At 30.3% G+C, this 26744-nt stretch carries 23 protein-coding genes, 2 pseudogenes and 1 CRISPR repeat array (1 of these 26 only partly in view); of the genes and pseudogenes, 14 read left to right on the top strand and 11 right to left on the bottom strand.

Annotated elements, in window-relative coordinates:
• Positions 1-53 precede the first annotated feature (53 nt).
• Positions 54-2363: a type I restriction endonuclease subunit R gene (locus tag FBF11_RS07450; protein ID WP_168977480.1), complete on the bottom strand. Its 2310-nt coding sequence runs from the start codon at positions 2361-2363 to the stop codon at positions 54-56.
• 132 nt (positions 2364-2495) lie between these two features.
• Here FBF11_RS07450 and FBF11_RS07445 point away from each other — a divergent pair, with 132 nt between their 5' ends.
• Complete coding sequence (locus tag FBF11_RS07445) at positions 2496-3572, top strand: NAD(P)-dependent alcohol dehydrogenase (RefSeq protein WP_168977479.1); 1077 nt, start codon at positions 2496-2498, stop codon at positions 3570-3572.
• 2 nt (positions 3573-3574) lie between these two features.
• Here FBF11_RS07445 and FBF11_RS07440 read toward each other — a convergent pair whose 3' ends face one another.
• Positions 3575-4126, bottom strand: coding sequence for a hypothetical protein (locus tag FBF11_RS07440; protein ID WP_002873046.1), 552 nt, complete (start codon positions 4124-4126; stop codon positions 3575-3577).
• Positions 4127-4467, bottom strand: a pseudogene (locus FBF11_RS07435) (helix-turn-helix domain-containing protein).
• A gap of 99 nt (positions 4468-4566) precedes the next feature.
• Here FBF11_RS07435 and FBF11_RS07430 point away from each other — a divergent pair.
• Both FBF11_RS07430 and FBF11_RS07425 read left to right on the top strand, forming a co-directional pair.
• Entirely contained in the window at positions 4567-5145 is a 579-nt protein-coding gene (locus tag FBF11_RS07430; protein ID WP_168977478.1) for an NAD(P)H-dependent oxidoreductase, read from the top strand.
• Between the two features lie 32 nt (positions 5146-5177).
• Positions 5178-6074: a DMT family transporter gene (locus FBF11_RS07425; protein WP_168977477.1), complete on the top strand. Its 897-nt coding sequence runs from the start codon at positions 5178-5180 to the stop codon at positions 6072-6074.
• Here the strand turns inward: FBF11_RS07425 and FBF11_RS07420 are convergent.
• The 4 genes from FBF11_RS07420 to tupA form a co-directional block, all read right to left on the bottom strand.
• Positions 6071-7036 carry a biotin-dependent carboxyltransferase family protein gene (locus FBF11_RS07420; protein WP_002858255.1) on the bottom strand — a complete coding sequence of 322 codons (966 nt, stop codon included), beginning with the start codon at positions 7034-7036 and terminating at the stop codon, positions 6071-6073. The two genes, FBF11_RS07425 and FBF11_RS07420, sit on opposite strands and share 4 nt — an antisense overlap.
• Entirely contained in the window at positions 7017-7757 is a 741-nt protein-coding gene (gene pxpB, locus FBF11_RS07415; RefSeq protein WP_002851148.1) for a 5-oxoprolinase subunit PxpB, read from the bottom strand. Before pxpB ends, FBF11_RS07420 begins: the two co-directional genes overlap by 20 nt.
• Before the next feature lie 9 nt (positions 7758-7766).
• The gene (locus FBF11_RS07410) at positions 7767-8534 is read right to left on the bottom strand and encodes a LamB/YcsF family protein (RefSeq protein WP_002851457.1); all 768 of its coding nucleotides are present in this window, start codon (positions 8532-8534) and stop codon (positions 7767-7769) included.
• A 141-nt stretch (positions 8535-8675) separates the two neighbouring features.
• Positions 8676-9485, bottom strand: coding sequence for a tungstate ABC transporter substrate-binding protein TupA (gene tupA, locus FBF11_RS07405; RefSeq protein WP_002851335.1), 810 nt, complete (start codon positions 9483-9485; stop codon positions 8676-8678).
• A gap of 78 nt (positions 9486-9563) precedes the next feature.
• On the opposite strand from tupA, the gene tupB reads away from it, so the two are divergent.
• The 7 genes from tupB to FBF11_RS07370 all read left to right on the top strand — a co-directional run bounded on the left by tupB (position 9564) and on the right by FBF11_RS07370 (position 17157).
• Positions 9564-10250, top strand: a complete 687-nt coding sequence (tupB, locus tag FBF11_RS07400; protein ID WP_002855945.1) for a tungstate ABC transporter permease TupB — start codon at positions 9564-9566, stop codon at positions 10248-10250.
• A gap of 1 nt (position 10251) precedes the next feature.
• Positions 10252-11247 (top strand): tungstate ABC transporter ATP-binding protein TupC, encoded by a 996-nt coding sequence (gene tupC, locus FBF11_RS07395; RefSeq protein WP_168977476.1) that lies wholly within the window; start codon positions 10252-10254, stop codon positions 11245-11247.
• 138 nt (positions 11248-11385) lie between these two features.
• Complete coding sequence (gene acs / locus FBF11_RS07390) at positions 11386-13359, top strand: acetate--CoA ligase (RefSeq protein WP_052796057.1); 1974 nt, start codon at positions 11386-11388, stop codon at positions 13357-13359.
• An 81-nt stretch (positions 13360-13440) separates the two neighbouring features.
• A complete protein-coding gene (gene galU / locus FBF11_RS07385; RefSeq protein ID WP_002860681.1) occupies positions 13441-14265 on the top strand; it encodes a UTP--glucose-1-phosphate uridylyltransferase GalU in 825 nt (274 codons plus the stop codon).
• On the top strand, positions 14259-15479 hold the full coding sequence (locus tag FBF11_RS07380; RefSeq protein WP_038816767.1) for a glucose-6-phosphate isomerase: 1221 nt from the start codon (positions 14259-14261) through the stop codon (positions 15477-15479). Before galU ends, FBF11_RS07380 begins: the two co-directional genes overlap by 7 nt.
• 126 nt (positions 15480-15605) lie before the next feature.
• The gene (locus FBF11_RS07375) at positions 15606-16055 is read left to right on the top strand and encodes a Dps family protein (RefSeq protein ID WP_002851546.1); all 450 of its coding nucleotides are present in this window, start codon (positions 15606-15608) and stop codon (positions 16053-16055) included.
• A gap of 64 nt (positions 16056-16119) precedes the next feature.
• Complete coding sequence (locus FBF11_RS07370) at positions 16120-17157, top strand: ATP-binding protein (protein WP_002860683.1); 1038 nt, start codon at positions 16120-16122, stop codon at positions 17155-17157.
• Here the strand turns inward: FBF11_RS07370 and FBF11_RS07365 are convergent.
• From FBF11_RS07365 to coaE, 3 genes are read right to left on the bottom strand one after another with little or no spacing between them, the layout of a single operon-like run.
• Positions 17154-17885: a glucosaminidase domain-containing protein gene (locus tag FBF11_RS07365; RefSeq protein WP_002851407.1), complete on the bottom strand. Its 732-nt coding sequence runs from the start codon at positions 17883-17885 to the stop codon at positions 17154-17156. The genes FBF11_RS07370 and FBF11_RS07365 overlap by 4 nt on opposite strands.
• Entirely contained in the window at positions 17860-18609 is a 750-nt protein-coding gene (dapF, locus tag FBF11_RS07360) for a diaminopimelate epimerase (RefSeq protein WP_057096928.1), read from the bottom strand. Before dapF ends, FBF11_RS07365 begins: the two co-directional genes overlap by 26 nt.
• A complete protein-coding gene (gene coaE, locus FBF11_RS07355; RefSeq protein ID WP_002851523.1) occupies positions 18606-19211 on the bottom strand; it encodes a dephospho-CoA kinase in 606 nt (201 codons plus the stop codon). The genes dapF and coaE overlap by 4 nt, the downstream gene beginning before the upstream one ends.
• A 60-nt stretch (positions 19212-19271) precedes the next feature.
• Here coaE and purM point away from each other — a divergent pair, with 60 nt between their 5' ends.
• Entirely contained in the window at positions 19272-20261 is a 990-nt protein-coding gene (gene purM, locus FBF11_RS07350; protein ID WP_057096930.1) for a phosphoribosylformylglycinamidine cyclo-ligase, read from the top strand.
• Between the two features lie 20 nt (positions 20262-20281).
• Here purM and dcuC read toward each other — a convergent pair.
• Positions 20282-21728: pseudogene (gene dcuC / locus FBF11_RS07345) on the bottom strand (C4-dicarboxylate transporter DcuC).
• A 199-nt stretch (positions 21729-21927) separates the two neighbouring features.
• Between dcuC and cas9 the strand changes: the two are divergent.
• From cas9 to cas2, 3 genes are read left to right on the top strand one after another with little or no spacing between them, the layout of a single operon-like run.
• Positions 21928-24882: a type II CRISPR RNA-guided endonuclease Cas9 gene (cas9, locus tag FBF11_RS07340; protein WP_052796772.1), complete on the top strand. Its 2955-nt coding sequence runs from the start codon at positions 21928-21930 to the stop codon at positions 24880-24882.
• Complete coding sequence (cas1, locus tag FBF11_RS07335) at positions 24879-25769, top strand: type II CRISPR-associated endonuclease Cas1 (RefSeq protein ID WP_168977475.1); 891 nt, start codon at positions 24879-24881, stop codon at positions 25767-25769. The genes cas9 and cas1 overlap by 4 nt, the downstream gene beginning before the upstream one ends.
• Complete coding sequence (cas2, locus tag FBF11_RS07330) at positions 25762-26193, top strand: CRISPR-associated endonuclease Cas2 (protein WP_002797817.1); 432 nt, start codon at positions 25762-25764, stop codon at positions 26191-26193. Before cas1 ends, cas2 begins: the two co-directional genes overlap by 8 nt.
• A gap of 144 nt (positions 26194-26337) precedes the next feature.
• Positions 26338-26744: a CRISPR direct-repeat array (repeat unit 36 nt; unit sequence ATTTTACCATAAAGAAATTTAAAAAGGGACTAAAAC) (it continues 156 nt past the right edge of the window).

Here is a 26744-nt window from a genome sequence, read left to right as displayed (position 1 = left end):
TCTATTTTAGATAATTATTTTAACAAAAAATCTCAAATTTAATCTTAAAAATATCATATAGCATAAATCTCCCTTTGTAAATCATCAAAACTTTGTTTTAGAATTTCTAAGCCACCAAATTCATCGGCCAATTCTCTTACATTGCCCAAAGAGCTAAGTTCTATAAGTGGTTTTAAGCCATCATCAAAATCTTTTATGCCATATTCTTGATATCTATTTAGTAAAAATTCTATGAATTTTATGGCTTTTTCTTTTTGAAAGCGTTTTAAAAACTCACCATTTTCTACTTGTAAAACACGCTCTTGCCTTGTTTTTATCTGGCTATTAAAGCTTAAATGCGCTAAAACATCGTATATATCACAATCTTTTTGAAAAATTTCTCTTAGATCTTTTAAAGCATCTTCATCAACTCCATCATTTGCAAGGGCTTTTAAAAATCTTTCTCTATTTTTTTGATCACTCCAAATTTCACGCAATTTTGCTTCATCATCATAATACTCACCAAGCTTTCCTATCAAAAATTCTAAAAATTCTTTAGTGCTAAGTGGCTTACCTTGTGCTCCTACATAAGTAGTTGTGATATCTAAAACCTTAAGTTTTGTGCCTTTTAAGTGTATGGTTACGCTCTTTTTTTCTTTGCTTTCTTCTTTTGTTTGTTTTATATGCTCTTTAGTGATTTTTTCTTTTTCATCTTGCTCTTTTAATTCTTCTATTTTTTCACCATCCCATTTTGGATCATAAAAAAGTTTAGTCGCACCGACAAAATCAAGTATAGTAAAAAAGTCTTTACCTTCATAAACCCTAGTGCCACGCCCGATGATTTGCTTAAATTCCACCATAGAACCTATATTTGCTAGCAATACTATATTTCGCACATTTTTTGCATCCACTCCAGTTGTGAGCATTTTAGAGCTAGTAAGTATGACAGGATAGCTTTTGTCATTATCTTGAAACAATTTTAGATAATCAAGCCCTATTTTACCTTCATCACTCGTAACTCTTACACAATAATCATCTCTTTTAACGCTTTTATATTTATCTATAGCTCTTTTTACTTCATTTGCATGAGCTTGATTTGCACAAAAAATTATGGTTTTATCCATAGGATTTATAAGCTCTAAAATTTTCTTAGCGATAAAGTCATTATAGTTTGGTAAAAAAATATTTCTTTCAAATTCACTTTGTTTATAAAAGCCTTTTTCAAGCTCACCTTGTATTAAATCATCAGGATTATAGGTATAACCATCACTCAAAGTTGTTTTTATGAGTTTGACTTTATAAGGGGTTAAAAATCCATCTTCAATACCACTTTTAAGACTATAATCATAAACACTTTCACCAAAATACTCATAAGTGTCTATATTTTCTTCTTTTTTTGGAGTAGCGGTTAAACCAAGCTGAGTCGCATAAGAAAAATACTCAAGTACAGCTCTCCAGCTTCCTTCTTCGTTTGCTCCACCTCTGTGGCACTCATCTATGATGATAAGATCAAAAAAATCTTTTGGGTATTGAAGATAAAATTTGCTCTCTTGTTCTTCTTGGGTGTTTTCTTGTTCTTTTGAATTTGCAGCTAAGCTTTGATAAATTCCAAAGAAAATATTTGCATTTGTTATGATTTTTCCATCATTTTTCTTTATTTCTTCAGCACTAATTGCCTTACAATCACTTTCTATAGGATTAAATTCTCCTAAGGCTTGATCTCTTAAGCTCACTCTATCACATAAAAATAGTATTTTAGGCTTTTGATCTTTGTTTTCTTTATTCCATCTTGCCTCTAACAAACGATAGCACAAATTAAAAGCTATGGTTGTTTTTCCTGTGCCTGTAGCAAGAGTGAGTAAAATTCTATTTTTGTTATTTATAATAGCTTCTATGACTTTGTCTATGGCTATTTTTTGATAATATCTTAATTCTTTTTGCGGAATATACATAACATTTTGGGTTAAAAGCCTGTATTGCCATTCTTTGACATTGCCATAAATCCTATCAAAAAGCTCTTTAGGACTTGGGAATTTATCTATATATTTACCACTATGACTTCTTATATCGTATTCATAAATTTTTTCTCCATTGCTACTATATACAAAAGGCACATTTAAAATTTTTGCATATTCTATGCCTTGAGATAAACCATCTAAAGGATCTTTACTAAATTTTTTAGCTTCTATTATAGCAAGGTTGTTTCCTTCATATCTAAGCAAATAATCTGCAAATTTTCTTTGTGCTCTTTTACCACCTAAAAGCTTTCTACCATCTGTAAAATAATAATTTCTCTTTATATTTTCTTCATACCAAGAACTATTATAAAGCTTTGCATCTATAAATTTTACTCTAGTATCATCTTCTGAATACAAATTTTGCATTTTTACCCCAAAGTGAAATTAAATTTTATAATTATAGCATTTATACTAGTTTTTTAAAAAAATTATTTTCACTCTTGACTTATAGCTACTCTAATGTTTTATAATTATAAAAAATCAAAAAAAGGAGCAAAAATGCAATACAAAATTTTAGAAAATAATCGCATCGCAAGTAAAGGCTATGCAATGCTTAGCAAGGATGCGAAATTCACACCCTTTGAATTTAGCCGCCACGCTATTGGCGATAATGATATTTTGATTAAAATCCTATATGCAGGCATTTGTCATAGCGATATTCACACCGCAAGAAGCGAGTGGGGAGAAGCTACTTATCCTTGCGTGCCTGGGCATGAGATAGCAGGAGAAGTTATCGCTGTGGGTAAAAATGTGAGTAAATTTAAAGTAGGAGATTACGCAGGGGTTGGTTGTATGGTAAATTCATGCGGTGAGTGCGATGCTTGCAAACGCTCACAAGAGCAGTTTTGCGAAAATGGCAAAACCATCTTTACTTACAATAGTTGCGATGTATTTCACGGCAATGAAAACACTTATGGGGGCTACTCAAACAACATAGTTGTAAGTGAAAAATTTGCCATTTGTGTGCCAAAAGATGCACCGATGGAAAAAGTCGCGCCTTTGCTTTGTGCAGGAATTACCACTTATTCTCCGCTTAAATTTTCAAATATCAAAGAAGGCTCAAGCGTAGCAGTAGCGGGATTTGGCGGACTTGGTATGATGGCGGTTAAATATGCTGTGAAAATGGGTGCAAAGGTTAGCGTTTTTGCTAGAAATGAAAACAAAAAAGCCGATGCTTTGGCTATGGGTGTAAGCTCATTTTACACAAGCTGCGATAAAAACGCTGTAAAAGAACGTTTTGATTTAATCATCTCAACCATTCCAACGCCTTATAATCCTGCTATTTATTTGGATTTGCTTAAATTTGGCGGTGAAATGGCGATAGTGGGTTTGCCACCTCACGAAGTTGCTCCAAGTATCAGCGTGATAACCTTTGTACATAAGGCAGGTAAAAAGGTTTATGGCTCGTTAATTGGTGGTATTGCTGAAACTCAAGAAATGCTTGATTTTTCTTTAAAACACGGAATTTATCCAGAAACCGAGCTTATTACCCCACAAGAAATCGATAAAGCTTATGAAAATCTAACCTCAGGAAAGGCTAAATTTCGCTACGTCATTGATATGAGAGATGAGTAAATTCAAGACTCTTTAAGAGTCTTGAATTTATACCAAGAAATGAAAAGCAAAATCGCACTAGCGCCCAACATAAAAAAGCCAAAAAAGGCGTTAAAATAACTTACAATCAAAGCCACCATAAAAAATTTATATACAAATAAAAACTCGTTCCAAGAACTAATTTTAGCCATTGTTTTAAAATGAAAATAGCCTAAAATAAAAGCAAGAGTGGTAAAAAATGCACAAAAATAAAATGCTAATTTTCCTTTTGTTTGTGAAAATAAAAAATTATTATATTCTATATAACATTGATAAAAACCAAAACTTGCTAAAACACAAAATAAAAATCCTAAAAAAATTAAAGCAAAGCTTATGCTTTTAAGCTTGAAAGAAAGCAAAATAATACTTAAAAAATAGAGTAAAATTCCACAAATCATACTTATAAAAATCAATGTCAAAATAATAATATTTCTTTCTTCTATAAAATAATCAAAAAATAAATAAAAGCATAAAGCAATACTTAAAGCAAATGCAAAAATGGCTAAAAATGCTAAAATTTTTATAGTTTTTATCATTTATTTTCCTTGTAATTTTTTATTTTCTTCTTCCCAATCGCACATTGCTTGTAAGATAGGAATTAAACTTTGTCCGCGTTTGGATAAGCTATATTCTACCTTGGGTGGAATTTGAGCGTATTCTTTTCTGATAATTAAACCATCGTTTTCTAGTTCTCTTAAGGTATTGGTTAAAGTTTTAAAAGATATGGAGCTTAAAAAGCGTTTGAGTTCATTATAACGCACGATTTCATAGCGAAATAAGCAGTATAAAATACTCATTTTTATTTTCCATTAATTAATGCTAGAGTATAGTTAAATCCACATTCTTCGAAATTGCACGGAGAATTCTCTTTAGTCATTTAACATTCCTTTAGTATAGTATATTACTTTATTTTCTGTATTGAAAATGATATTATGCTAAGTTATAATTGTATCATAAAATTTAAAAAAGGATAAAAATGAAAAATATACTCTTGCTTAATGGTGCTAAAGAATTTGGAAATTCAAAAGGACAACTTAATTTGACATTGCATAATCATGCTTTAGAAATTTTAAAAACACTAGGATACGAGATAGATCAAACTCACATAGATCAAGGATATGATCCTAAAGAAGAGATACAAAAATTTATAAAAGCTGATGCTGTGATCTATCAAATGCCAGCTTGGTGGATGGGGGAGCCTTGGATAGTTAAAAAATATATCGATGAAGTGTTTGGTTTGGGTGCTGGAGTGCTTTTTAAAAATGATGGAAGAACTCATGAAAATCCTAGTAAAAACTACGGAAAAGGTGGTTTAGATCATGGTAAAAAATACATGTTTTCTCTCACTTGGAATGCACCTCTTGAAGCCTTTAATGATAAAAATGAATTTTTTGAAGGAAAGGGTGTAGATATGGTGTATTGGCATTTGCATAAGGCTCATGAATTTATAGGTATGAAAGCTTTACCAACTTTTATGTGTAATGATGTGGTAAAAAATCCTCAAGTGGAAAAATATCTAAACGAGTATGAACTACACTTGAAAAAAATTTTTTAAAAAATTTGACTTAAAAATTTCAAGGTGTAACATTGACTCGAACAAAGTATTTGTATATCTTGCTTGTTATTGCTATGTTTTTATGGGGCTCATCTTGGCCAACATCTAAGATTTTAGCAAATTATACGGATACTTCTATTATTACCTTTTGGCGTTTTTTCTTTGTTGTATTGGGTTCATTTTTTGTTTTAAACTTCTTAAAAATTCCTCTTAAAATCGAAAAAACTGCCTTAAAATGGGTATTGATAGCAGGAGTTTTAAATGGGCTTTATGCCTTTGTATTTTTTATTGCTATAAAGCACGGCTTGGCAGGCAAAGGAGGAGTTTTAGTAACCACTATGATTCCTATTTTTTCTTATTTGATATTTATGATAGCGATATTTTTTCAAAAAAACAAAAAATCAACTCACAAGATCACAAAGAGTGAAATTCTAGGCTTATTTTTAGGTTTATTATCTGGATTTTGTTTGCTAAATTTAGGGAGTTTAGAAGATTTATTTGGTAAATTTAATATTTTATTTTTAACTTGTTCTTTTATTTGGGCTTTGATGGCAGTGTTTAATCATAAAGCCAAAGGAGCTCACCCTTTGGCGATTAACTTTTATATTAATCTCATTTCTATTTTAATGTTTTCTTGGATATTGTTTGATGTAAAAAGTTATGAAATTTTTCATTTTGAATTTAAATTTTGGATCAGTATGTTTGTCGTGGCTTTTTTATCAACTATTATAGGAACTAGTATTTATTATTATGGGATTCACATTTTAGGAAGCGTTAAGGCAAATTCTTTTGTTTTAATCACTCCTGCTAGTGCTTTAATTTGTAGTTATTTTGTACTAGATGAGGTGCCAAATGCACTTACCTTGTTAGGTTGTGCCTTGGCTATAGGTGCTATATATTTTATCAATATTTATGGCAAAAAAGCTTAGATTAAATTTTCAAAATCAAGATTGATTTTTTGATCCATAGCTTTAAATTTCATTTCTCTTTGTTTATAAAGTTCTAAGGCTTCTTGCATGCTAATGCTTTGAAATTTAAAGCTAGAACCTAACTTAGCTTGTGCGAGTAAGCTTAGATCATTTTCTATAACCGTGGCTATTTTTGTATAGCCTCCTGTGCTTTGTCTTCCTGCCATTAAAATGATAGGAATACCACTTTTTGGCACTTGTATACTTCCAAAAACCGCAGGATCTGAGATGATATCTGCTGAGTTTTTATGCTCTATACTTTCACTAGATTCTGCATAAATTGCCATTCTATCGCTTTTTAAACCTACTTTATAAGTAGTATTTAAAAAGGTTTCTATGCCTTTTTGGGTAAAAGCATCTTCATTTGTTCCTAAAATAACGCGTATAATAGGCTCTTTAGGGCTTTTAAAAAGAGGATTTTCACATTCTCTAGCTTCTAAATTAAAAGGTATAAAAGTATTATGAGTATTTAAAATATCATCTTTTTGCAAAGCTCTTCCTTCAAAAACTCCAGCTCCCATTTTAGCATCACTGGATTTAGAGTTTAAAAAACTTTTTACTTCAAAGCCACCCGCTACGCATAAATACCCACGAAAACCTATTTTTGCTAAATCAAGTTCTAAAATATCGCCTTTATTTGCTTGATATACTTTGCAAGTTTTGATTTTTTGATTATCAAGCTTTGCCTCAAATTCAGCTCCACTTAAAACAAAATAATTCTCATCTAAAAATTCGTATTTTCCACCCTTTAAACAAAGCTCAATTCCTGCTTCATCTTGTTTGTTTCCAAGCAAGATATTTGCCATTCTTAAAGCATCTTCATCCATAGCTCCACTTCTTGCTATGCCAAATTTAGCAAATTTTTTTCTACCAAAGTCTTGCAAACTTGAATTTATAGATGCTTCAATGATTTTTATACTCATAAATTTCCTTTTGATAGACTTTTTTAGCAACTTGCTCTTGGATATCGAAAAATTCATCTTTTGAAATGGCTTTAAATTTTAAAAACATACCCGCTTTTAAAAGAGTGGGATTTTTTTCATCTTCTTTATCAAAAAATTCCAAAGGTGTTCTAGCAATGATTTGCCAACCCCCTGGACTTGATATGGGATAAACTCCTGTTTGTTTATCGGCTATACCTACACTTCCAGCTTCTATTTTTGCTCTAGGGCTTGAAAGGCGTGGGGTAAAAAGTCTTTCATCTAAACCTCCAAGATAAGGAAAACCTGCCATAAAACCTAGCATAAAAACAAGATAATAAGGTTTAGTGTGAAGAGATATAAGCTCTTCTTTTGAAATTTGATTGTGTTTGCACACAAATTCTAAATCCAGTCCAAATTCTTCATCATAACAAAGTGGAACTTCTATACAAAGACTTGAGTTTTGTTCTGCAAGTTTAATATCCTTTTTAATTTTTTCCAAAAAATCAAGCAAGGAATTTAAAGAAAGCACGCAAGGATTAAAATATATAAGCAAGCTTGCATAAGCACTTACCAACTCATCAATCCCATAAATTTCACCTTCTTTTAGGGCTTTTTGTATCCTTTGTTCTGTGCTTAAAACATAGGCATTGATTTGAGGTGAAATTTCTTGCTCAAAACGCAAAAGCAAAGCTTTACTTCCACTAAAATGCACACTAAACATTGCTAAAACTTATATAAAATTTTCCAAAGCACAAATTTGAATTTGCTCTTTTTTTAAATTTTCTTTGATTTTTTTAACAAATTCTAAAGCTTTTGCATTATCCCCATGAACACAAATACTATCGGCTTTTAAATCAATTTCTTTGCCATTTATGCTTGTAACTTTGCTTTCTTTTATCATTTTTATCACGCGTTTGATAGCTAAATTTTCATCGTGTATTAACGCCCCTTCTAATTTTCTTGAAACTAAAGTGCCATCATCATTATAGGCACGATCTGCAAAAACTTCATTAGCATATCTTAAACCCTTTTTCTTAGCTGCTTCATTCATAGCAGAATTACTAAGCCCTAGAAAAATAATATTTTCATCAAAACTCGCCACTGCCTCACAAAGTGCTAAGGCTAAATTTTCATCAATAGCTGCCATATTATAAAGCGCCCCATGGGCTTTAAAATGCTGTATTTTCATACCTTTTGCCTTAGCAAAGCCAAATAAAGCTCCTAGTTGATACAAGGCATAGTTTTTAGCCTCTTCAAAGCTTATTTGCATATTGCGTCTTCCAAAACCCAAAAGATCAGGATAAGATGGATGTGCTCCTATGCAAACACCATTTTGCTTGGCTAAATTTAAGGTTTCATCCATCACACAAGGATCACCCGCATGAAAGCCACAAGCGACATTTACTGAACTTACAAATTTTAAAATTTCTTCATCCATTCCCATTTTATAGGCGCCAAAACTTTCCCCTAAATCACTATTTAAATCCACTTTGAACATTATTTGACCTTGTATATTTAATTATTGATTTTATTATATCTAAAGAAGAATTTTAAATAAGCTAAAAGTTTTGAAAAATAAATAAAAAAGTTACAATAAGTAAAAAATGATATTTTAAGCAGGTTAAAACCTGCTTAATTTTTAGTCTTTTCTTGTTTTTGCATCAATTACAAATAAAGGTTTATTAAGAAGTTTAAAATCAGCAATGAAATTTAAAGTCTTATCACTTGTTACCCATTTGATAAATTTACTAGCTTCTGTATAATTTACATTTTTACAATGCTTAGGATTTGTCGCTATAACAGAATAAAAATTTTTAAGACTATCATCGCCTTCATTTACAATGACTAAGTTTGGTTTGCCTTTTTCATTGGCTTCATATTTGATATAAGTACCACGATCGGTTAAAATCACACCTTTTTTTTCTTCAGCAATTTTAATGCTTGCTAACATACCTTGTCCGCTTTGTTGATACCAGCTTTGCTTTTCAGGAACACCGCCAAGATTTTTCCAAAGGCTTTTTTCTTTATTGTCAGTGCCTGATTTATCGCCTCTTGAGATGAAAGTAAGCTTTTCATTTTTGATAAGTTCTAAGCTTTCTTTTAAATTTTTACCTTTAAATTTAGAAGCTAAAGATTTATCTGCGATGATGATAAAATCATTATACATCACAGGAGTTCTATCTACACCAAAGCCTTTTTTCATAAATTCTTTTTCAGCCTTTGGAGAATGCACAAAAAGCACATCAGCATTGCAATCTTCACCCATTTTTAAAGCCGCACCTGTTCCTACGGCAACCCATTTTAAGGTATTGCCACTTTCTTTTTCATAAAGAGGTTTTAGAGCATCTAAAAGTCCTGTATTGTCAGTGCTTGTTGTAGTTGCCATTTTAAGTTCTGCTGCACTTGCACTTAAAGCTAAAGCAAGGGCTAAAGAAATGATTTTTTTCATTTTTTTTCCTTATAAATTTACATAAAAAAATATTTTAGCATAATTATGCTAAAATTACTTATTTTAAAAAGGATATTTTTGGATTATATTTTTGATGGTTTTAAACAGGCTTTATTTTTACTTTTCAATGCTGATGAAAGCGTAATTTCAGCTATAAAAACTACACTTTTAAGCTCAAGTATTTCTATAGTTTTAGCTTTGCTTATAGGTTTTCCTTTGGGATTTATCTTAGGTTTTTTTGATTTTAAATTCAAATGCTTTATAAAACTTATCATAGATACTAGCCTTTCTTTTCCAACAGTTGCAGTAGGACTTATACTTTATGCACTGATTTCAAGTCGAGGACCTTTGGGAGAATTTGGACTACTTTTTACTATAAAGGCTTTAATTTTAGGGCAGTTTATCTTAGCACTTCCTATAGTGATCGCACTTTTTTCAAATTTGATAGAAAATATGAATAAAAAACATTTTTTACTTATAAAATCTTTTCACCTAAGTCCTTTAAAACTTGTTTTAACGATGATTTATGAATTACGCTTTGCTTTGATTAGCGTCGTTGCACTAGCTTATGGACGCATTGTAGCAGAAGTAGGGGTAGCGATGATAGTAGGTGGAAATATCAAATACGACACTAGAACCATAACCACAGCTATTTCACTTGAAACTAACAAAGGCGAATTTGCTAGCGGTATAGCTTTGGCTTTGGTTTTAATTCTCATTGCCTTTTGTTTAAATTTCATCACACACAAACTCAAAAGAACATAAAATGATAGAAATTTTTAATCTTTTTTTCAACTATCAAAACAAAGAAGTTTTAAAAATCAAAAATTTAAAACTTGATACGAGTAAAATTAGCATCTTAATGGGAGCGAATGGAAGTGGAAAATCTACATTTTTAAGAATATTAAAATTTTTAGAAGGAGATTTTTCAAAAAATATTTCTTATTTTGGAAATTTTAAACTTAATAATAAACAAAAGCGTGAAATTTATTTGCTTTTTCCAGAGCCTATTTTGTTAAATCGTAGTGTAAGGGCAAATTTTTTATTTACCTTAAAAACTTATGGGATTAAAGAAGATATTGAAGAACGCATAAAAGAAAGTTTGATGTTTTTAAATTTAGATGAAAGTCTTTTAAGTAAACATCCTAATGAACTTTCATCAGGACAAAGTCAAAAAATAGCTTTTGCTATAGCTTTAAGCGTAAGAGCGAAGTATTATTTACTTGATGAACCAAGTGCTTTTTTGGATAAAAATACTACACTTTTATTTAAAAAAGCTATTCTTAAAATGCATGAAAATTTCAATACAGGTTTTTTAATCGCAAGTCATGATAAACATTTTTTAGATTCTTTGGCGCAAAAAAAACTTTATTTGCACAGTGGAGAAATTTTAGAATTTGAAAATACTAATGTTTTTGAACTAGAAAATCAAGGTGTGAAATTTTGTAATTTTATAGATTTTAGTAATTGTAAAAAATATAAAGATTTTAAAAAACCTCCAAGTAAAATTGCTATTGATCCTTATAAAATTTCTTTTTTTAATTCTAAAAATATTCCAAAAAATAATTATGATTTTATTTTAGAAAAATGTTATATTATAGCACTTAGAAGTAGGAAAAGTGATGTTTTTATAAGGGTAAGTTGTATGGATAAAATTTTAGAATTTGCCTTGGAAAAACAAGAATTTTTAAGATTCGATTTAAAATTATACGAAGAACTTAGTCTTTATTTTTATGAAGATGCAATATGTTTCTTAAATTAACATACATTATAAAATTTAAATAAAATATTACAAATATTCCCATTTTTTATAAAATTTATCTTAATTATTTTTTAAATTTGTATTTAATACAAATAAACTCTTATATAATGTTTAAAAATAACTATATAAGGAGTTTTTATGCTTAATCAAAATAATCAAGAGCTTTTTAAGCCAAGTAAAGAATTTTCTTGTAATGCTCGTATAAAAAATTTATGCGAATACTATGATTTATGCGATGAAGCCAAGGAAGATTTTGAAGGTTTTTGGAAAAGACAAGCATTTGAGAAGATTGAGTGGTTTTCGCCTTTTTCAAGAGTGCTAAATGAGGATAAAGCTCCATTTTATAAATGGTTTGAAGGTGGAACTTTAAATGTAAGTTATCAATGTCTTGATCGTCATATGAAAACAAGACGCAATAAAGCTGCTTTGATTTTTGAAGGTGAAATGGGGGATTATGAAGTTTATACTTATAGAAGATTATTGCATGAAACTTGCAAGGCAGCCAATTTGCTTAAAAAATTCGGAGTAAAAAAAGGCGATAGGGTTGTAATTTATATGCCTATGATTCCAGAAACAGCTATAGTAATGTTAGCTTGTGCAAGGATTGGGGCTATTCATAGTGTGGTATTTGGAGGATTTTCTCCAGAAGCTTTGCGAGATAGGATTATAGATGCAGGAGCTAAACTTGTAGTAACAGCTGATGGTGCTTTTCGTCGTGGCAAACCTTATATGTTAAAACCTGCAGTAGATAAGGCTTTAAGTGAAGGGTGTGAAAGTGTAGAAAAAGTACTTATAGTTATACGCAATAATGAGCCTATAGAATATATTAAAGGAAGGGACTATGTTTATAACGAACTTGTGAAAAATGAGTCTTATAAGTGTGAACCCGAAATTATGGATAGTGAGGATTTGTTGTTTTTGCTTTACACTTCAGGATCAACAGGTAAGCCAAAAGGAGTTATGCATGCAAGTGCAGGATATATACTTTGGGCACAAATGACTATGGAATGGGTTTTTGATATTAAAGATTATGATAATTATTGGTGTAGTGCTGATGTGGGTTGGATTACAGGACATACTTATGTAGTTTATGGGCCTTTAGCATGTGGAGCAACGACTATAATGCATGAAGGAACTCCTACTTATCCAAATTCTGGGCGTTGGTGGAGAATGATAGAAGAGTATCAAATAAGCAAATTCTACATTTCGCCAACTGCCATAAGAATGCTTCATGCTGATGCACCTGATGAGCCAAGAAAATATGATTTAAGTACGCTTGAAGTGCTTGGAACGGTTGGAGAGCCTATCAATCCTAGTGCTTGGAAGTGGTTTTATGATGAAATAGGGGGAACTAAAAGTCCTATAGTCGATACTTGGTGGCAAACAGAAACAGGTGGGCATATGATCACGCCTTTACCAGGCGCTACTCCTTTAAAACCAGGTTGTGCTACCTTGCCTTTGCCAGGAATTTTTGCAGAAGTTATTGATGAAGAAGGCAATAAAAAAGATGAAGGTGAAGATGGATTGCTTTGTATAACCAAACCTTGGCCTTCGATGATTCGTGGAATTTGGGGTAATGATGAACGCTATATAGAAAGTTATTTTTCTCAAGCTAAAAAAGATGGAAAAGCTGTATATTTTAGTGGCGATGGTGCTTTTTATGATAAAAATGGTTATATTACCATCACAGGAAGAACAGATGATGTGGTTAATGTTGCAGGACATCGTATAGGAACGGCTGAAATTGAAAGCGCTATTGCTAAACATCCAAGTGTAGCAGAATCAGCTGTAGTGAGTATTTTGGATACGATTAAGGGCGAGTCATTGTTTGCTTTTGTGGTTTTAAGTCCTGCATCCAGTTGTGATCTTGGCGGAGCTATAGAAACTTTAAAAGAACTTAATGACATTTTAAGAGTAGAAATAGGACCTATAGCTAAAATAGAAAAAATTCTTTATACTCCAGGTTTGCCAAAAACTAGAAGTGGTAAAATAATGAGAAGAATTTTAAGAACTATAGCAAGAGGTGAAGAAATCAAACAGGATATTTCAACACTTGAAGATTCTAAAGTAGTAGAAACCATTGTTAAATTAGCTAAGGCAGAGTTTGAATAACAAGGTAAAAAGAACTTTGCCTAGTTGCATGAAAATTCATAAAAATAAGCTATAATGATAAAAAAATAAAAGGAAATTTTTATGCTTCAAACTTGTATTTTCCCTGCGGCAGGTTATGGGACGAGATTTTTACCTGCAACAAAAACTTTACCTAAAGAGATGTTACCTATCTTAACCAAGCCTTTGATCCATTATGGAGTTGATGAAGCTTTAGAAGCAGGAATGGAAAATATGGGATTTGTCACAGGGCGTGGAAAAAGAGCTTTGGAGGATTATTTTGATATTTCTTATGAACTTGAACATCAAATTTCAGGTACAAAAAAAGAATACTTACTTGATGAAATTCGCTCTTTGATCAATCGTTGTACCTTTACTTTTACAAGACAAAATCAAATGAAAGGCTTAGGTGATGCGGTTTTAAAAGGTAGACCTTTGGTTGGCGATGAAGCTTTTGGCGTAATTTTGGCTGATGATTTGTGTGTTAATGAAGAAGGCTTAAATGTTATGGCTCAAATGGTAAAAATTTATGAAAAATATCGCTGCACCATCATAGCTGTGATGGAAGTACCAAAAGAGCAAGTTTCAAACTATGGAGTAATTTCTGGAAATTTTGTAGAAGAAAATCTTATCATGGTTAATTCTATGATAGAAAAACCAAGTCCTGATGAAGCTCCAAGTAATCTTGCTATCATAGGAAGATATATTTTAACTCCTGATATTTTTGGAATTTTAGAAAATACTAAAGCGGGAAAAAATGGTGAAGTCCAACTTACCGACGCGCTTTTAACTCAAGCAACTAATGGTATGGTTTTAGCTTATAAATTTCAAGGAAAACGCTTTGATTGTGGAAGTGTAGAAGGCTTTGTAGAAGCGACAAATTATTTTTACGAGAAAAGTAAATGTTAAATAATACACTTTTTTTTAAGCAAAGTGAAATTCACACTATAAGTTCTTATGCAAATCGTATTAATGATGAGGTAAAAAGTGGAGATATAGGGTATTATCATCTTATTGATACAAGTTTGAATTTAATCGATGAGAGTTTGGCTTTTATCAAAGACAAAGAACACATAAAAAATATCGTTTTAGTGGGAATGGGTGGTTCAAGTTGTGGTGTAAAAGCCTTGCGTGATATGCTTTTTAATGAAAAAAGCAATCAAAGAGAACTTTTTATACTCGATAACACAAGTTCACATTCTTTTAATAAGACTTTAGAAAAAATCAAGCTTGAGGAAAGTTTGTTTTTAATCATCAGCAAAACAGGTAGTACTATAGAAGTTGTATCGCTTTTTAAACTTCTTATTGAACATTTTAAACTTGATATGCAAGAATTAAAAAAATACTTTGTTTTTATTACCGATAAGGATTCAAAACTTCATCAAGAAGGTGAAAATTTAGATATTAAATGCTTTTTTATCCCTGCAAATGTAGGAGGTCGTTTTAGCATACTTTCAGCCGTAGGTATAGTTCCGCTTTGTTTTTGTGGCTATAATGCCAAAGCTCTTTTAGAAGGAGCTAAAGCTTGTTTTGAAGATTTTTTTACTCATAAAAAAGATGAAATTTTACAAAAAGCCTATCATTATTGCACACACAAAAATGCCAATATCAATGTACTTTTTTCATATAGTGATGCTTTTAAAGGCTTTAATGAATGGTATATCCAGCTTATTGCTGAAAGTTTAGGTAAAAAGCAAGGCTATAAACGTATAGGTTTAACTCCTATTGCACTCATTGGAGCAAGAGATCAGCATAGTTTTTTACAACTCATTATGGATGGACCTAAAAATAAAACTGTAACTTTTTTAAAAATCAAAGACGCTCAAAAAGCACCTATTATCCCTGATATTCATTTTAAATTTTTAGATTCTTTAAGTAATAAAGTCAATCTTCACGAACTTTTAAACGCTCAATGTAATGCAACTATGCACGCTTTAATCGCTGAAAATTTGAGTGTTGATGTGATAGAACTTGAAAAACTTGATGCTTGGCATGCGGGATATTTGATGTATTATTATGAACTTTTTACTTCAACTTGCGGTGTTATGCTAGGGATTAACACCTATGATCAACCTGGTGTGGAAGTTGGAAAGTTGATCTTAAAAAATATATTAAATTCTTAATCAAAATTCATTAAAAAAGAGTATAATAATTTTAAGTTAAAATTATAATAAAAATTTTTAATTAATAATAATTATTATTTAAGAATTTTATGTTATAATTTTAAAAATTAAAAAAAGGAGTCAATCATGTCAGTTACAAAACAATTATTACAAATGCAAGCAGATGCTCATCATCTATGGGTTAAATTTCATAATTATCACTGGAATGTAAAAGGTTTGCAATTTTTTTCTATACACGAGTACACAGAAAAAGCTTATGAAGAAATGGCAGAACTTTTTGATAGTTGTGCTGAAAGAGTTTTACAACTTGGCGAAAAAGCTATCACTTGCCAAAAAGTTTTAATGGAAAATGCAAAAAGTCCAAAAGTTGCAAAAGATTGCTTTACTCCGCTTGAAGTCATAGAACTGATCAAACAAGATTATGAATATCTTTTAGCAGAATTTAAAAAACTCAATGAAGCAGCAGAAAAAGAAAGTGATACCACAACAGCTGCTTTTGCGCAAGAAAATATCGCAAAATATGAAAAAAGTCTTTGGATGATAGGTGCTACTTTACAGGGTGCTTGCAAAATGTAATTTAAGGGGCTTTATGCCCCAATTATACAAACTAGGTTATAATATCCTTTTTTAAAGGATAAAATTGAAAGTACTTAATTTTTTTTATGAAAATCACCCTAAATTTGAAGTAAGTTATGAAAGAAAAAATCAAATTTCAAAACCAAATATTATCATAAAAGGCCCACGATTTTGTGGTAAAAAAACACTTATTTTTAATTTTTTATCTCAATTTAAAGCAAGTGAAATTTTGTTTTTAGATTTATATGATACACGCTTTGAAAAACAAAGTTTAGAAAGACTTGCTGATTTTCTGAATGAAAATTTACAAATTAAAATTCTTTGCCTTTATAATTTGGATTTTATCCCTAATTTAGAAAAAATTAAAATTCCCATCATCTTAAGTACAAATATAAAAGATTTAAATATAAATGGGTTTGAAGAGCTTGAACTTGATTATTTTGATTTTGAAGAATTTATTAGTGTAAGTAAGAAAAATTTACCTATAAATAATTTAGTAGGTCTTTTTTTACAAAGTGGACGCAGTAAATTTGGAGAAAAAAACATACTTCTAAGACAAAGCTTTACTCTTTTAGAATTAGAAATTTTAAAGTATTTAGCTTTAAATTTGGGTCAGCAAATCAGTATTTCTAAGATATTTATAGAACTTAAAAAAAGATTAAAAACTTCAAAAGATAGTGTTTATCAAGCTATAAAAAAATTAGAAAATACTTATGTGATCTATACTTTAAAACATGATGAAAAAAAACTTCAAAAGATTTATTTTAAAGATTTTGGCCTAAGAAATAATCTTTGTATTTCAAAGGATTTTTCGCATTTATTTGAAAATTTAGTTTTAAGCGAGTTGTTTAAATTTAAAGAAGATTTTTTTTATAACAAATACTTTAACTTTTATAGCCAAATATCTAAAATTGCTTATATTTCAAGTCCAACTTTAGATATTGATTTGATTAAATTACGTGCTAAGAAAATTTTACCAAAGGCTTTAGAACTTGGAATTTTTCATGTGATTTTTATCACTCTTTCAAGTGAGGATAGTTTTTTTGAACAAGGGGTTAAATTTGAAGTCATATCTTTTGATAAATTTTCACTTGGATTTTAGGTGTTGTTTGAGTTTGTATCGTATTTTTCAAGGTTGTATCGTTTGATGATTTTTGTAATAAGATTGATATAATATCCCTTGCGTTCAGAATAAGAATCTAAAGTTTTAATAGCCTCTAGCCCTGTTATCTCTTTGCCTTCGCTTTCAAATTTAGCTCTTGCATCGCGAAACTTTTCATAAGCAAAATGACGATTTAAATTTAAAACATAAGAGTCAACACTATCTTGCAGACTATCAAAAATTTTAATTTTGTGTTTTTTATCTGGATGTCTTAAATCAGGAATTAAACCTTTCTCACCCCAAGTCCATTCTCCAAAAAGATTGTTTGCTTCTCTTGCGAAGCGACTGGTACCTGTAGCACTTTCAACTAAAGCTTGGGCTATACCCATGGATTTTGGAATTTTTTGAATACGTTTTTTATATTCTGCAAAATCATAAAGATTTTCAATGCGATATTTGTTTTTTATCGTGATAAGTTTTTCAAGATTTATTTGGTTTGAAGTCCTAAAGCCTGTTTTGTAAGCATCTTTAAAAAAGGCTTCGATAAAAGCTCTTTCTTGTTCAATTTTTTTAAAGCTTTGATCAAACATTTCATTCATTTTTATAAAAAAAATTTGTCTTTTTTGATCTATATCAAGTTTGTAATATTCTTCTCCAAATCCACTCTTTAGGTCATCAGCAAAAAGTGGGATTAGAAAAAGACTAAAAAAAATTATAATTGGCTTCAAAACAATACTTTACCTTTCCTTCAAAAAACAATTCTTCATTTTTATATGCAAACCCTACCTCTTCACCACTTTTAGGAGTTATTTTAACTTTATTTTGTACTTTTTTATTTAAAAATGCCAGATAAAAACAAGCCCCCATTCCTGTGCCACAAGCTAAGGTTTCATCTTCAACTCCGCGTTCATAGGTGCGAACTTTTAAATGATTTTCATCTAAAATTTTTACAAAATTAACATTGGCATTATATTTTTGTCTCATTTTTTGACAAAGCATTGTATCAAATTCATCTAAATTTTGACAAAAATGTACTAGATGTGGAACTCCAGTGTTGCAAAGTTGCCAAGTTTTTCCTAATTTTTCAAAAGTATTTTGCACGCTTTTTATTTTGCCTAAAGATACTTCAACTTTATCTTGATTTACCTTTGCTTTTATTATTCCTGCACCGGTTAAAAAACTCATGTTAGGATTTATTTTGTTAATATGATGTGCAAAATGTGCCGCAGCCCTTGAGCCATTGCCACACATAGCAGCCCTTGAGCCATCGTTATTATAAAATTCCCATTCAAAGTCGTATTTTTCATGAGGCAATATTACGATAAAGCCATCCGCACCTATACCCTCATAACGATTACAAAGTTCTTTAGCTAAAGCACTTCTATCTTCTTTTCTATCAGCATTTGTTATGACAAAATCATTCCCACTTGCACAATATTTATAAAATTTCACATGTTTCCTTTAGAAATTTCTTGTATTACTTTAACACATTCTTGCCTAAAATCGGCATAAGAATTAGTATTTTTAATGATAAAATCTGCTTTTTTAAGTTTTTCTTCAATATCTATTTGAGAATCAAGTCTTGCTTTTGCAGCTTCTAAGCTAAGCTTATCTCTTTGCATGATTCTTTTAAGGCTTAATTCTTTAGGTGTGTAAATTACAATGACTTTGCCTAAATTTTCATAAGCACCGCTTTCAAAAAAAAGAGGAATTTCTACAAAAAAAGCTTTATTTTCTTTATCTAGAATTTGCATTTGTTCTAAAATTTTAGCTCGAATTTTAGGATGAGTGAAATTTTCTAAGATTTTTTTAGCTTCTTTGTTGTTAAAAACAATTTCTCCAAGGATTTTTCTATCGATTTTCTTTTCTTTTTTGAGTAAATTTTTTAAACTAAAGGGAGAAAAAATCTTTTCAAGTTCTAAAGCATTTTCATCTAAAATTTTATGAGCGATTTTGTCTGCGCTAATGCTTTTAAAGCCTAAAGAATTCGCTATTTCTATAAAAGTGCTTTTACCACAAGCAATTGAAGCGGTTACAAAAAAAGCATTTTTCATCTTATGCCTTATTAAAACTTTTTTCGTTAAAATACCTTTTTAGTTCTTAAAGGAAAATAAATGAAAATTTCATATGAAGATGCAGGCGTAAGTATAGATAATGGAAATACCTTTGTAGAGGCTATAAAACCTTTGGTTAAAGAAACTTTTAATGATAATGTTGTAGGTGGAATTGGTTCTTTTGCTGGTGCTTTTAGAATGCCAAGTGGTTTTAAAAAGCCTGTGATTTTAGGTGCAACAGATGGGGTTGGTACCAAGCTTCGCTTGGCAATTGATGCTAAAAAATATGATACTATAGGGCAAGATTTAGTAGCAATGTGTGTGAATGATTTGATTTGTAATTTTGCTACGCCTTTGTTTTTCTTAGATTATTATGCTACAGCTAAGCTTGAAGTAGAAGTAGCAAAGGCTGTTGTATCAGGCATTACCAAGGGATGTAAGATGGCAAATTGTGCATTAATTGGCGGAGAAACTGCTGAAATGCCTGGAATGTATGCAAAAGATGATTTTGATCTTGCGGGTTTTGCTGTGGGTATGGCTGAAGAAGATGAGATTGATAGAAGTAAATTTGTTAAAAATGGTGATATTTTATTGGCACTTTCTAGTTCAGGACTTCATTCAAATGGTTATTCTTTAGCTAGAAAAGTACTTTTTGAAAGTTTAAAATTAAAATTTGATGACAAGATAGAGGGTAAAAATTTAATTGATATTTTGTTAGAACCTACAAGGATTTATGTGCGTGATTTTCTTACACTAAAGCCTTATATCAGTGCTCTAGCACATATTACAGGGGGTGGTTTAGTAGAAAATTTACCACGCGTTTTACCTCGTGGTATGGGTGCAACTATACGCAAACATCATCTTAAAACTCCTGAAATTTTTTATACTATAGGACAGGCTGTAGAAGAAAGCGAAATGTATAGAAGCTTTAACATGGGAGTGGGTTTAGTAATGGTTGTAGATCCTTCTAATGTAAGTAAGATTTTAGAAAATTCAGATGCCTTTATTATCGGCGAAATTTGCATTAATGAAGGTATTGTTTTAGAATGAAAATAAAGCGTTAATACGCTTTATTTTTGTATTTTAAGTTCTATTTTTGTAGTGTTTTGTTCTTTTGGCAAAGGATTGGTTTGTGCTAGATAAAAGGCTACAAGTACATTTACAAGCATAGCGATAAGTAAAAGAGGAGTGGTTCGTTTTATAATATCCATTGGAGCTACTTTTGCAAATCCAGCTAAAGCTATGATTCCGCCTGCTATTGGTGAAGCTGCACGACCTAAACAAGATGCAATTTCTATAGGTAAAACTAGAGTAATAGGTGCAACGCCTAATTTTGTAGCTATATCAGGAGCTAGTTTTCCAAAAGTATTAAAAGCGGCAATTCCACTTCCCATAATCACTGTGGCAAAATAAACTAAAAAGCTTAAAATAGCTATACTCAAAAGAATTCCAAACCATGCAAAATTTCCTGTTCCAAGATTTGAAACCGCGTTAGCAAGGATATTAACTCCACCAAGTGCTTTAATGCCTTCAGCAAATACTCCAGCGGCGATGATTATGCTTACGACTGAGATAAAAATTTCAGCCATAGCTTTTAAAATCACCATCATATCTTCGCCTAATTTTCTAGCATTTCTGTGTCTTGCAAATTCAACAAGAAAAACTAAAGAAATGCTTACAAAATTTGCTGTTACAACATCGAGCTTGATAGTAAAAAAATACGCTATAAATAAAAATACAACAGGTAACCAAGGAAAGAGTATGTAAAAAAGTAGGGCATTTAGGATCAATGATTTGCGGAATTTCAACTTCATCATTTAAAACACCTTTTTCTTTATCTCTTTTATCAATCCAAGTAGAATAAAAAGGAATCAAGATGGCAATTAACTACAACATAAGTAATCACACTATAAATTTGATAATTTAAAGAAAGTCCTACGACATTATCACTTTGTCCTACCATATCCGCCATATTGATTGAATTTCCATCTTTTGGACCATAATCAAGCGCAATTAAAGAAAGCACACATACAGCTGTAATAGGACGGATTTTAAGTGAGATTAAAACAGGATAAATACATGCTAACAAAAGCAATCCAGCATAGCTAGAAATGACGATTTTTAAAGCCATTCCAACAACAAAAGTTCCACTTAAAATTAAGTATTTATTTTTTGATTTTTCCTGAGGGTTTATTTGCTAAAAAAGCAAGTTTTGCCGAAGCATTGATATGTTTCATGTAAGCAGTAAAGCCTGCCACACTCATGATAATAAACCCTACTCCAGAAAGCTGACTTTTAAAAATCGCTGTGATAAAAGATAACTATCAAGTAAAACATTTAAAAAGCTTGTATGCTCTCTGCTTGGGGCTTTTGGTATAGGTGTTCCTGTGATGTAAAAAGCAAAAATAAGCAAGATAATATTTGAAAGAAAAATACAAAAATGAGATTATATTTTAGTATATAATAAGCAACGACAATTACCGCTAAAAGTGTAGAACATATCATAAAAATTGGCATGATTTCTCCTAAAGTTATTATTAGCTTTTATTTTAGCTAAAATTTAACTAATAAATATTTTTCATTTAAAATTTTACTTGTTTTTTGTATTATAAAATTAACATATATAGTTTGGTTACTGAAAAGTTTATGTTTGTTTAAAAAAATGATTTTTGTATTATAATTATACACAAATCATAAATATTAAAAAGGATCTAGTGTGGCAAGAATTTTGGCATTTGATATAGGAATAAGCTCTATTGGCTGGGCATTTAGTGAAAATGATGAGTTAAAAGATTGTGGAGTTAGGATTTTTACAAAGGCTGAAAATCCCAAAACAGGAGAATCCTTAGCCTTGCCAAGACGCCTTGCAAGAAGTGCTAGAAAACGCCTTGCTAGACGCAAAGCAAGGCTAAATCACTTAAAACATTTAATCGCAAATGAATTTAAGTTAAATTACGAAGATTATCAAAGCTTTGATGAAAGTTTAGCCAAGGCTTATAAAGGATCTTTAATTAGCCCTTATGAGTTAAGATTTAGAGCTTTAAACGAGCTTTTAAGTAAGCAAGATTTTGCAAGAGTGATTTTACATATTGCAAAAAGGCGTGGCTATGATGATATTAAAAATAGTGATGATAAAGAAAAAGGTGCGATTTTAAAAGCTATCAAGCAAAATGAAGAAAAACTAGCAAATTATCAAAGTGTGGGCGAGTATCTTTATAAAGAGTATTTTCAAAAATTCAAAGAAAATTCCAAAGAATTTACAAATGTTAGAAATAAAAAAGAAAGTTATGAACGCTGCATAGCGCAAAGTTTTTTAAAAGATGAATTAAAGCTTATTTTTAAAAAACAAAGAGAATTTGGCTTTTCTTTTTCAAAAAAATTTGAAGAAGAGGTGCTTAGTGTAGCATTTTATAAAAGGGCTTTAAAAGATTTTTCTCATTTGGTGGGAAATTGTAGTTTTTTTACCGATGAAAAAAGAGCGCCAAAAAATTCGCCCTTAGCTTTTATGTTTGTAGCACTTACAAGAATTATCAATCTTTTAAACAATCTTAAAAATACTGAAGGAATTTTATATACAAAAGATGATTTAAACGCCCTTTTAAATGAAGTTTTAAAAAACGGCACTCTAACTTATAAACAAACAAAAAAGCTTTTGGGCTTAAGCGATGATTATGAATTTAAAGGAGAAAAAGGAACTTATTTTATTGAGTTTAAAAAATACAAAGAATTTATAAAAGCCCTAGGTGAGCATAATTTAAGCCAAGATGATTTAAATGAAATAGCAAAAGATATTACCCTTATAAAAGATGAGATTAAACTTAAAAAGGCTTTAGCAAAATATGATTTAAATCAAAATCAAATTGATAGTTTAAGCAAATTGGAATTTAAAGACCATTTAAATATAAGTTTTAAAGCCTTAAAACTTATCACTCCTTTAATGCTTGAAGGTAAAAAATACGATGAAGCTTGCAATGAGCTTAATTTAAAAGTAGCAATCAATGAAGATAAAAAAGACTTTTTACCCGCATTTAATGAAACTTATTATAAAGATGAGGTAACTAATCCTGTGGTTTTAAGGGCGATTAAAGAATATAGAAAGGTCTTAAATGCCTTACTTAAAAAATACGGTAAAGTGCATAAAATAAACATTGAATTAGCAAGAGAAGTAGGTAAAAATCACAGCCAAAGAGCTAAAATAGAAAAAGAGCAAAACGAAAACTACAAGGCCAAAAAAGACGCCGAACTTGAATGTGAAAAACTAGGCTTAAAAATAAATAGCAAAAATATTTTAAAATTAAGATTATTTAAAGAACAAAAAGAATTTTGTGCTTATAGTGGAGAAAAGATTAAAATTAGTGATTTGCAAGATGAAAAAATGCTTGAAATTGATCACATTTACCCTTATTCTAGAAGTTTTGATGATTCTTATATGAATAAAGTTTTAGTTTTTACCAAGCAAAATCAAGAAAAACTTAATAAAACCCCCTTTGAAGCCTTTGGCAATGATAGTGCAAAATGGCAGAAAATTGAAGTTTTAGCAAAAAATTTACCTACTAAAAAGCAAAAAAGAATTTTAGATAAAAATTACAAAGACAAAGAGCAAAAAGACTTTAAAGATAGAAATCTAAACGATACTCGCTACATCGCAAGGCTTGTTTTAAACTACACTAAAGATTATTTAGATTTTTTACCTTTAAGCGATGATGAAAATACAAAGTTAAACGACACACAAAAAGGCTCAAAAGTGCATGTAGAAGCAAAAAGCGGTATGCTTACATCGGCTTTAAGACACACTTGGGGCTTTAGCACTAAGGATAGAAATAACCATCTTCATCACGCCATCGATGCAGTAATTATTGCTTATGCAAACAACTCTATCGTAAAGGCTTTTTCAGATTTTAAAAAAGAGCAAGAAAGCAACAGTGCAGAACTTTATGCAAAAAAAATTAGTGAATTAGATTATAAAAACAAAAGGAAGTTTTTTGAGCCTTTTAGTGGTTTTAGGCAAAAGGTTTTAGATAAAATTGATGAAATTTTTGTCTCAAAACCTGAGAGAAAAAAGCCAAGTGGAGCTTTACATGAAGAAACATTTAGAAAAGAAGAAGAATTCTATCAATCATACGGCGGAAAAGAAGGAGTTTTAAAAGCCCTAGAGCTTGGTAAAATCCGCAAAGTAAATGGTAAAATAGTTAAAAATGGCGATATGTTTAGAGTGGATATTTTTAAACACAAAAAGACAAATAAATTTTATGCTGTGCCAATTTATACTATGGATTTTGCTTTAAAAGTATTACCAAATAAAGCTGTAGCACGAAGTAAAAAAGGTGAGATAAAAGACTGGATTTTAATGGATGAAAATTATGAGTTTTGCTTTTCTTTATACAAAGATAGTTTGATTTTAATTCAAACTAAAGATATGCAAGAGCCAGAATTTGTTTATTATAATGCTTTTACAAGCTCTACTGTTAGTTTGATTGTTTCAAAACACGATAATAAATTTGAAACGCTAAGCAAAAATCAAAAAATATTGTTTAAAAATGCAAATGAAAAAGAAGTAATCGCAAAAAGCATAGGAATTCAAAATCTAAAAGTATTTGAAAAATACATAGTTTCAGCACTTGGGGAAGTTACAAAGGCTGAGTTTAGACAAAGAGAAGATTTTAAAAAATGAGTTACGATGAAGCTTTTAAAACACTGCTTATTAGCTCTAATGCCAAGCTAAATTTAGAGCTAAATCATCTTGTGATTAAGCAAGATGAAAATATAGCCAAATTGTTTTTAAAAGATATAAATATCATCGTTTTAGAAAACTTACAAATAAGCATTAGTTCCGCACTTTTTAATGCCTTTGCAAAGTATAAAATTATCTTATTAACCTGCGATGAAACTCATAGTATAAATGGCGTTTTTACTCCTTTTTTAGGGCATTTTCAAAGTGCAAAAATCGCAAAAGAGCAAATGAATGTAAGTGCTCAAAAAAAGGCTATTTTATGGCAAAAAATCATTAAAAATAAAATCCTAAATCAAGCCTTTATCTTAAAAAAACACAATAAAATAGAGCAAAGCAATGAGCTTATAAATTTGGCTAAAAAAGTAAGCTTAAATGATAGTAAAAATATTGAAGCTGTTGCGGCGGCGCTTTATTTTAAAACTTTGTTTGGTACTTCTTTTTCAAGAGATGAGCTTTGCTTTGAAAATTCTGCTTTAAATTATGGCTATGCAATCATTAGGGCTTGTATTATTAGAGCAGTTTGCATAAGTGGGCTTTTGCCTTGGCTTGGCATAAAGCACGATAATATTTATAATTCTTTTGCGCTTTGTGATGATTTGATAGAAGTGTTTAGGGCTAGTGTTGATGATTGTGTTTTAAAGCTTAAGGGTGAAAGTGAGTTTTTAAGCAAAGATGACAAAAGAGCGTTGATTGGCAATTTACAAAGTAAAATCAATTTTGATGGGCAAAATTATCCTTTAAACAGAGCGATAAATCATTATGTGGCAAATTTTAAAAATGCTTTATTGTATGAAGATGAACTAAAGATAGTGAAATTTGATGATTGAAGATAAATTTATGCGTGTGCTTTTGATGTTTGATGTGCCAACTAAAAGTAAAAAAGAGCAAAAACTAGCAAGTAAATTTAGAAATAATCTTATAAAATTAGGTTATTTTATGCTGCAATTTAGTGTTTATATGCGTATTTGCAAGGGTTTAAGTTCTGCAAAAAGTTCTATTGAAAATGTAAAAAAGATTTTGCCACCTTATGGAAATGTAAGGGCTTTAATCATCACTGAAAAGCAATTTGATAAAATGGAGCTTTTGCTTGGTGGCATAGTTTTTAACGAAAAAGTTAATAACGAAACCAATTTAACGCTTTTTGATATAGATAGTCATGGAGAATTTAAATATAAAAATTCAAATAATGAAGAAATTCAAATAAACAAAAAACAAGAAAAATATCATCAGCAAAATTTATTTGAATTTTAAAAGCGGTTTTAGGGGATTGTAACCCCGCAGAGTCCCGCAAACTCTTTATTTTAGTCCCTTTTTAAATTTCTTATGAGATTATAGCATAATTTTTGCTATTTTTCATGAAAAAACCCCGAAATTTTCATTATCTGGTAAATATCTATTTTACCATAAAGAAATTTAAAAAGGGACTAAAACTAATCACTTGGCGGTTGTGGATAGGGGTAGATTTTACCATAAAGAAATTTAAAAAGGGACTAAAACTGAGTTACCAAGATTAAAACTTCCTATGAATTTTACCATAAAGAAATTTAAAAAGGGACTAAAACGAAAAAGGGTATAAAACTGATGGAGCAAGTATTTTACCATAAAGAAATTTAAAAAGGGACTAAAACGAATTTCCAGCATTTACATTTCCTATTTCAATTTTACCATAAAGAAATTTAAAAAGGGACTAAAACAATTAATCCATATAAATTCCCTACCATCAAATTTTACCATAAAGAAATTTAAAAAGGGACTAAAACTCTCTTGCTATTGTCTTGGCTCTACGATTTATTTTACCATAA

It is taken from the genome of Campylobacter sp. CFSAN093224 (genome assembly GCF_012897395.1).
In the GTDB taxonomy this organism is placed as follows: domain Bacteria; phylum Campylobacterota; class Campylobacteria; order Campylobacterales; family Campylobacteraceae; genus Campylobacter_D; species Campylobacter_D jejuni.
Note: the sequence above shows the minus strand (reverse complement) of the source record. Positions and strands in the feature narration are given on the sequence as shown.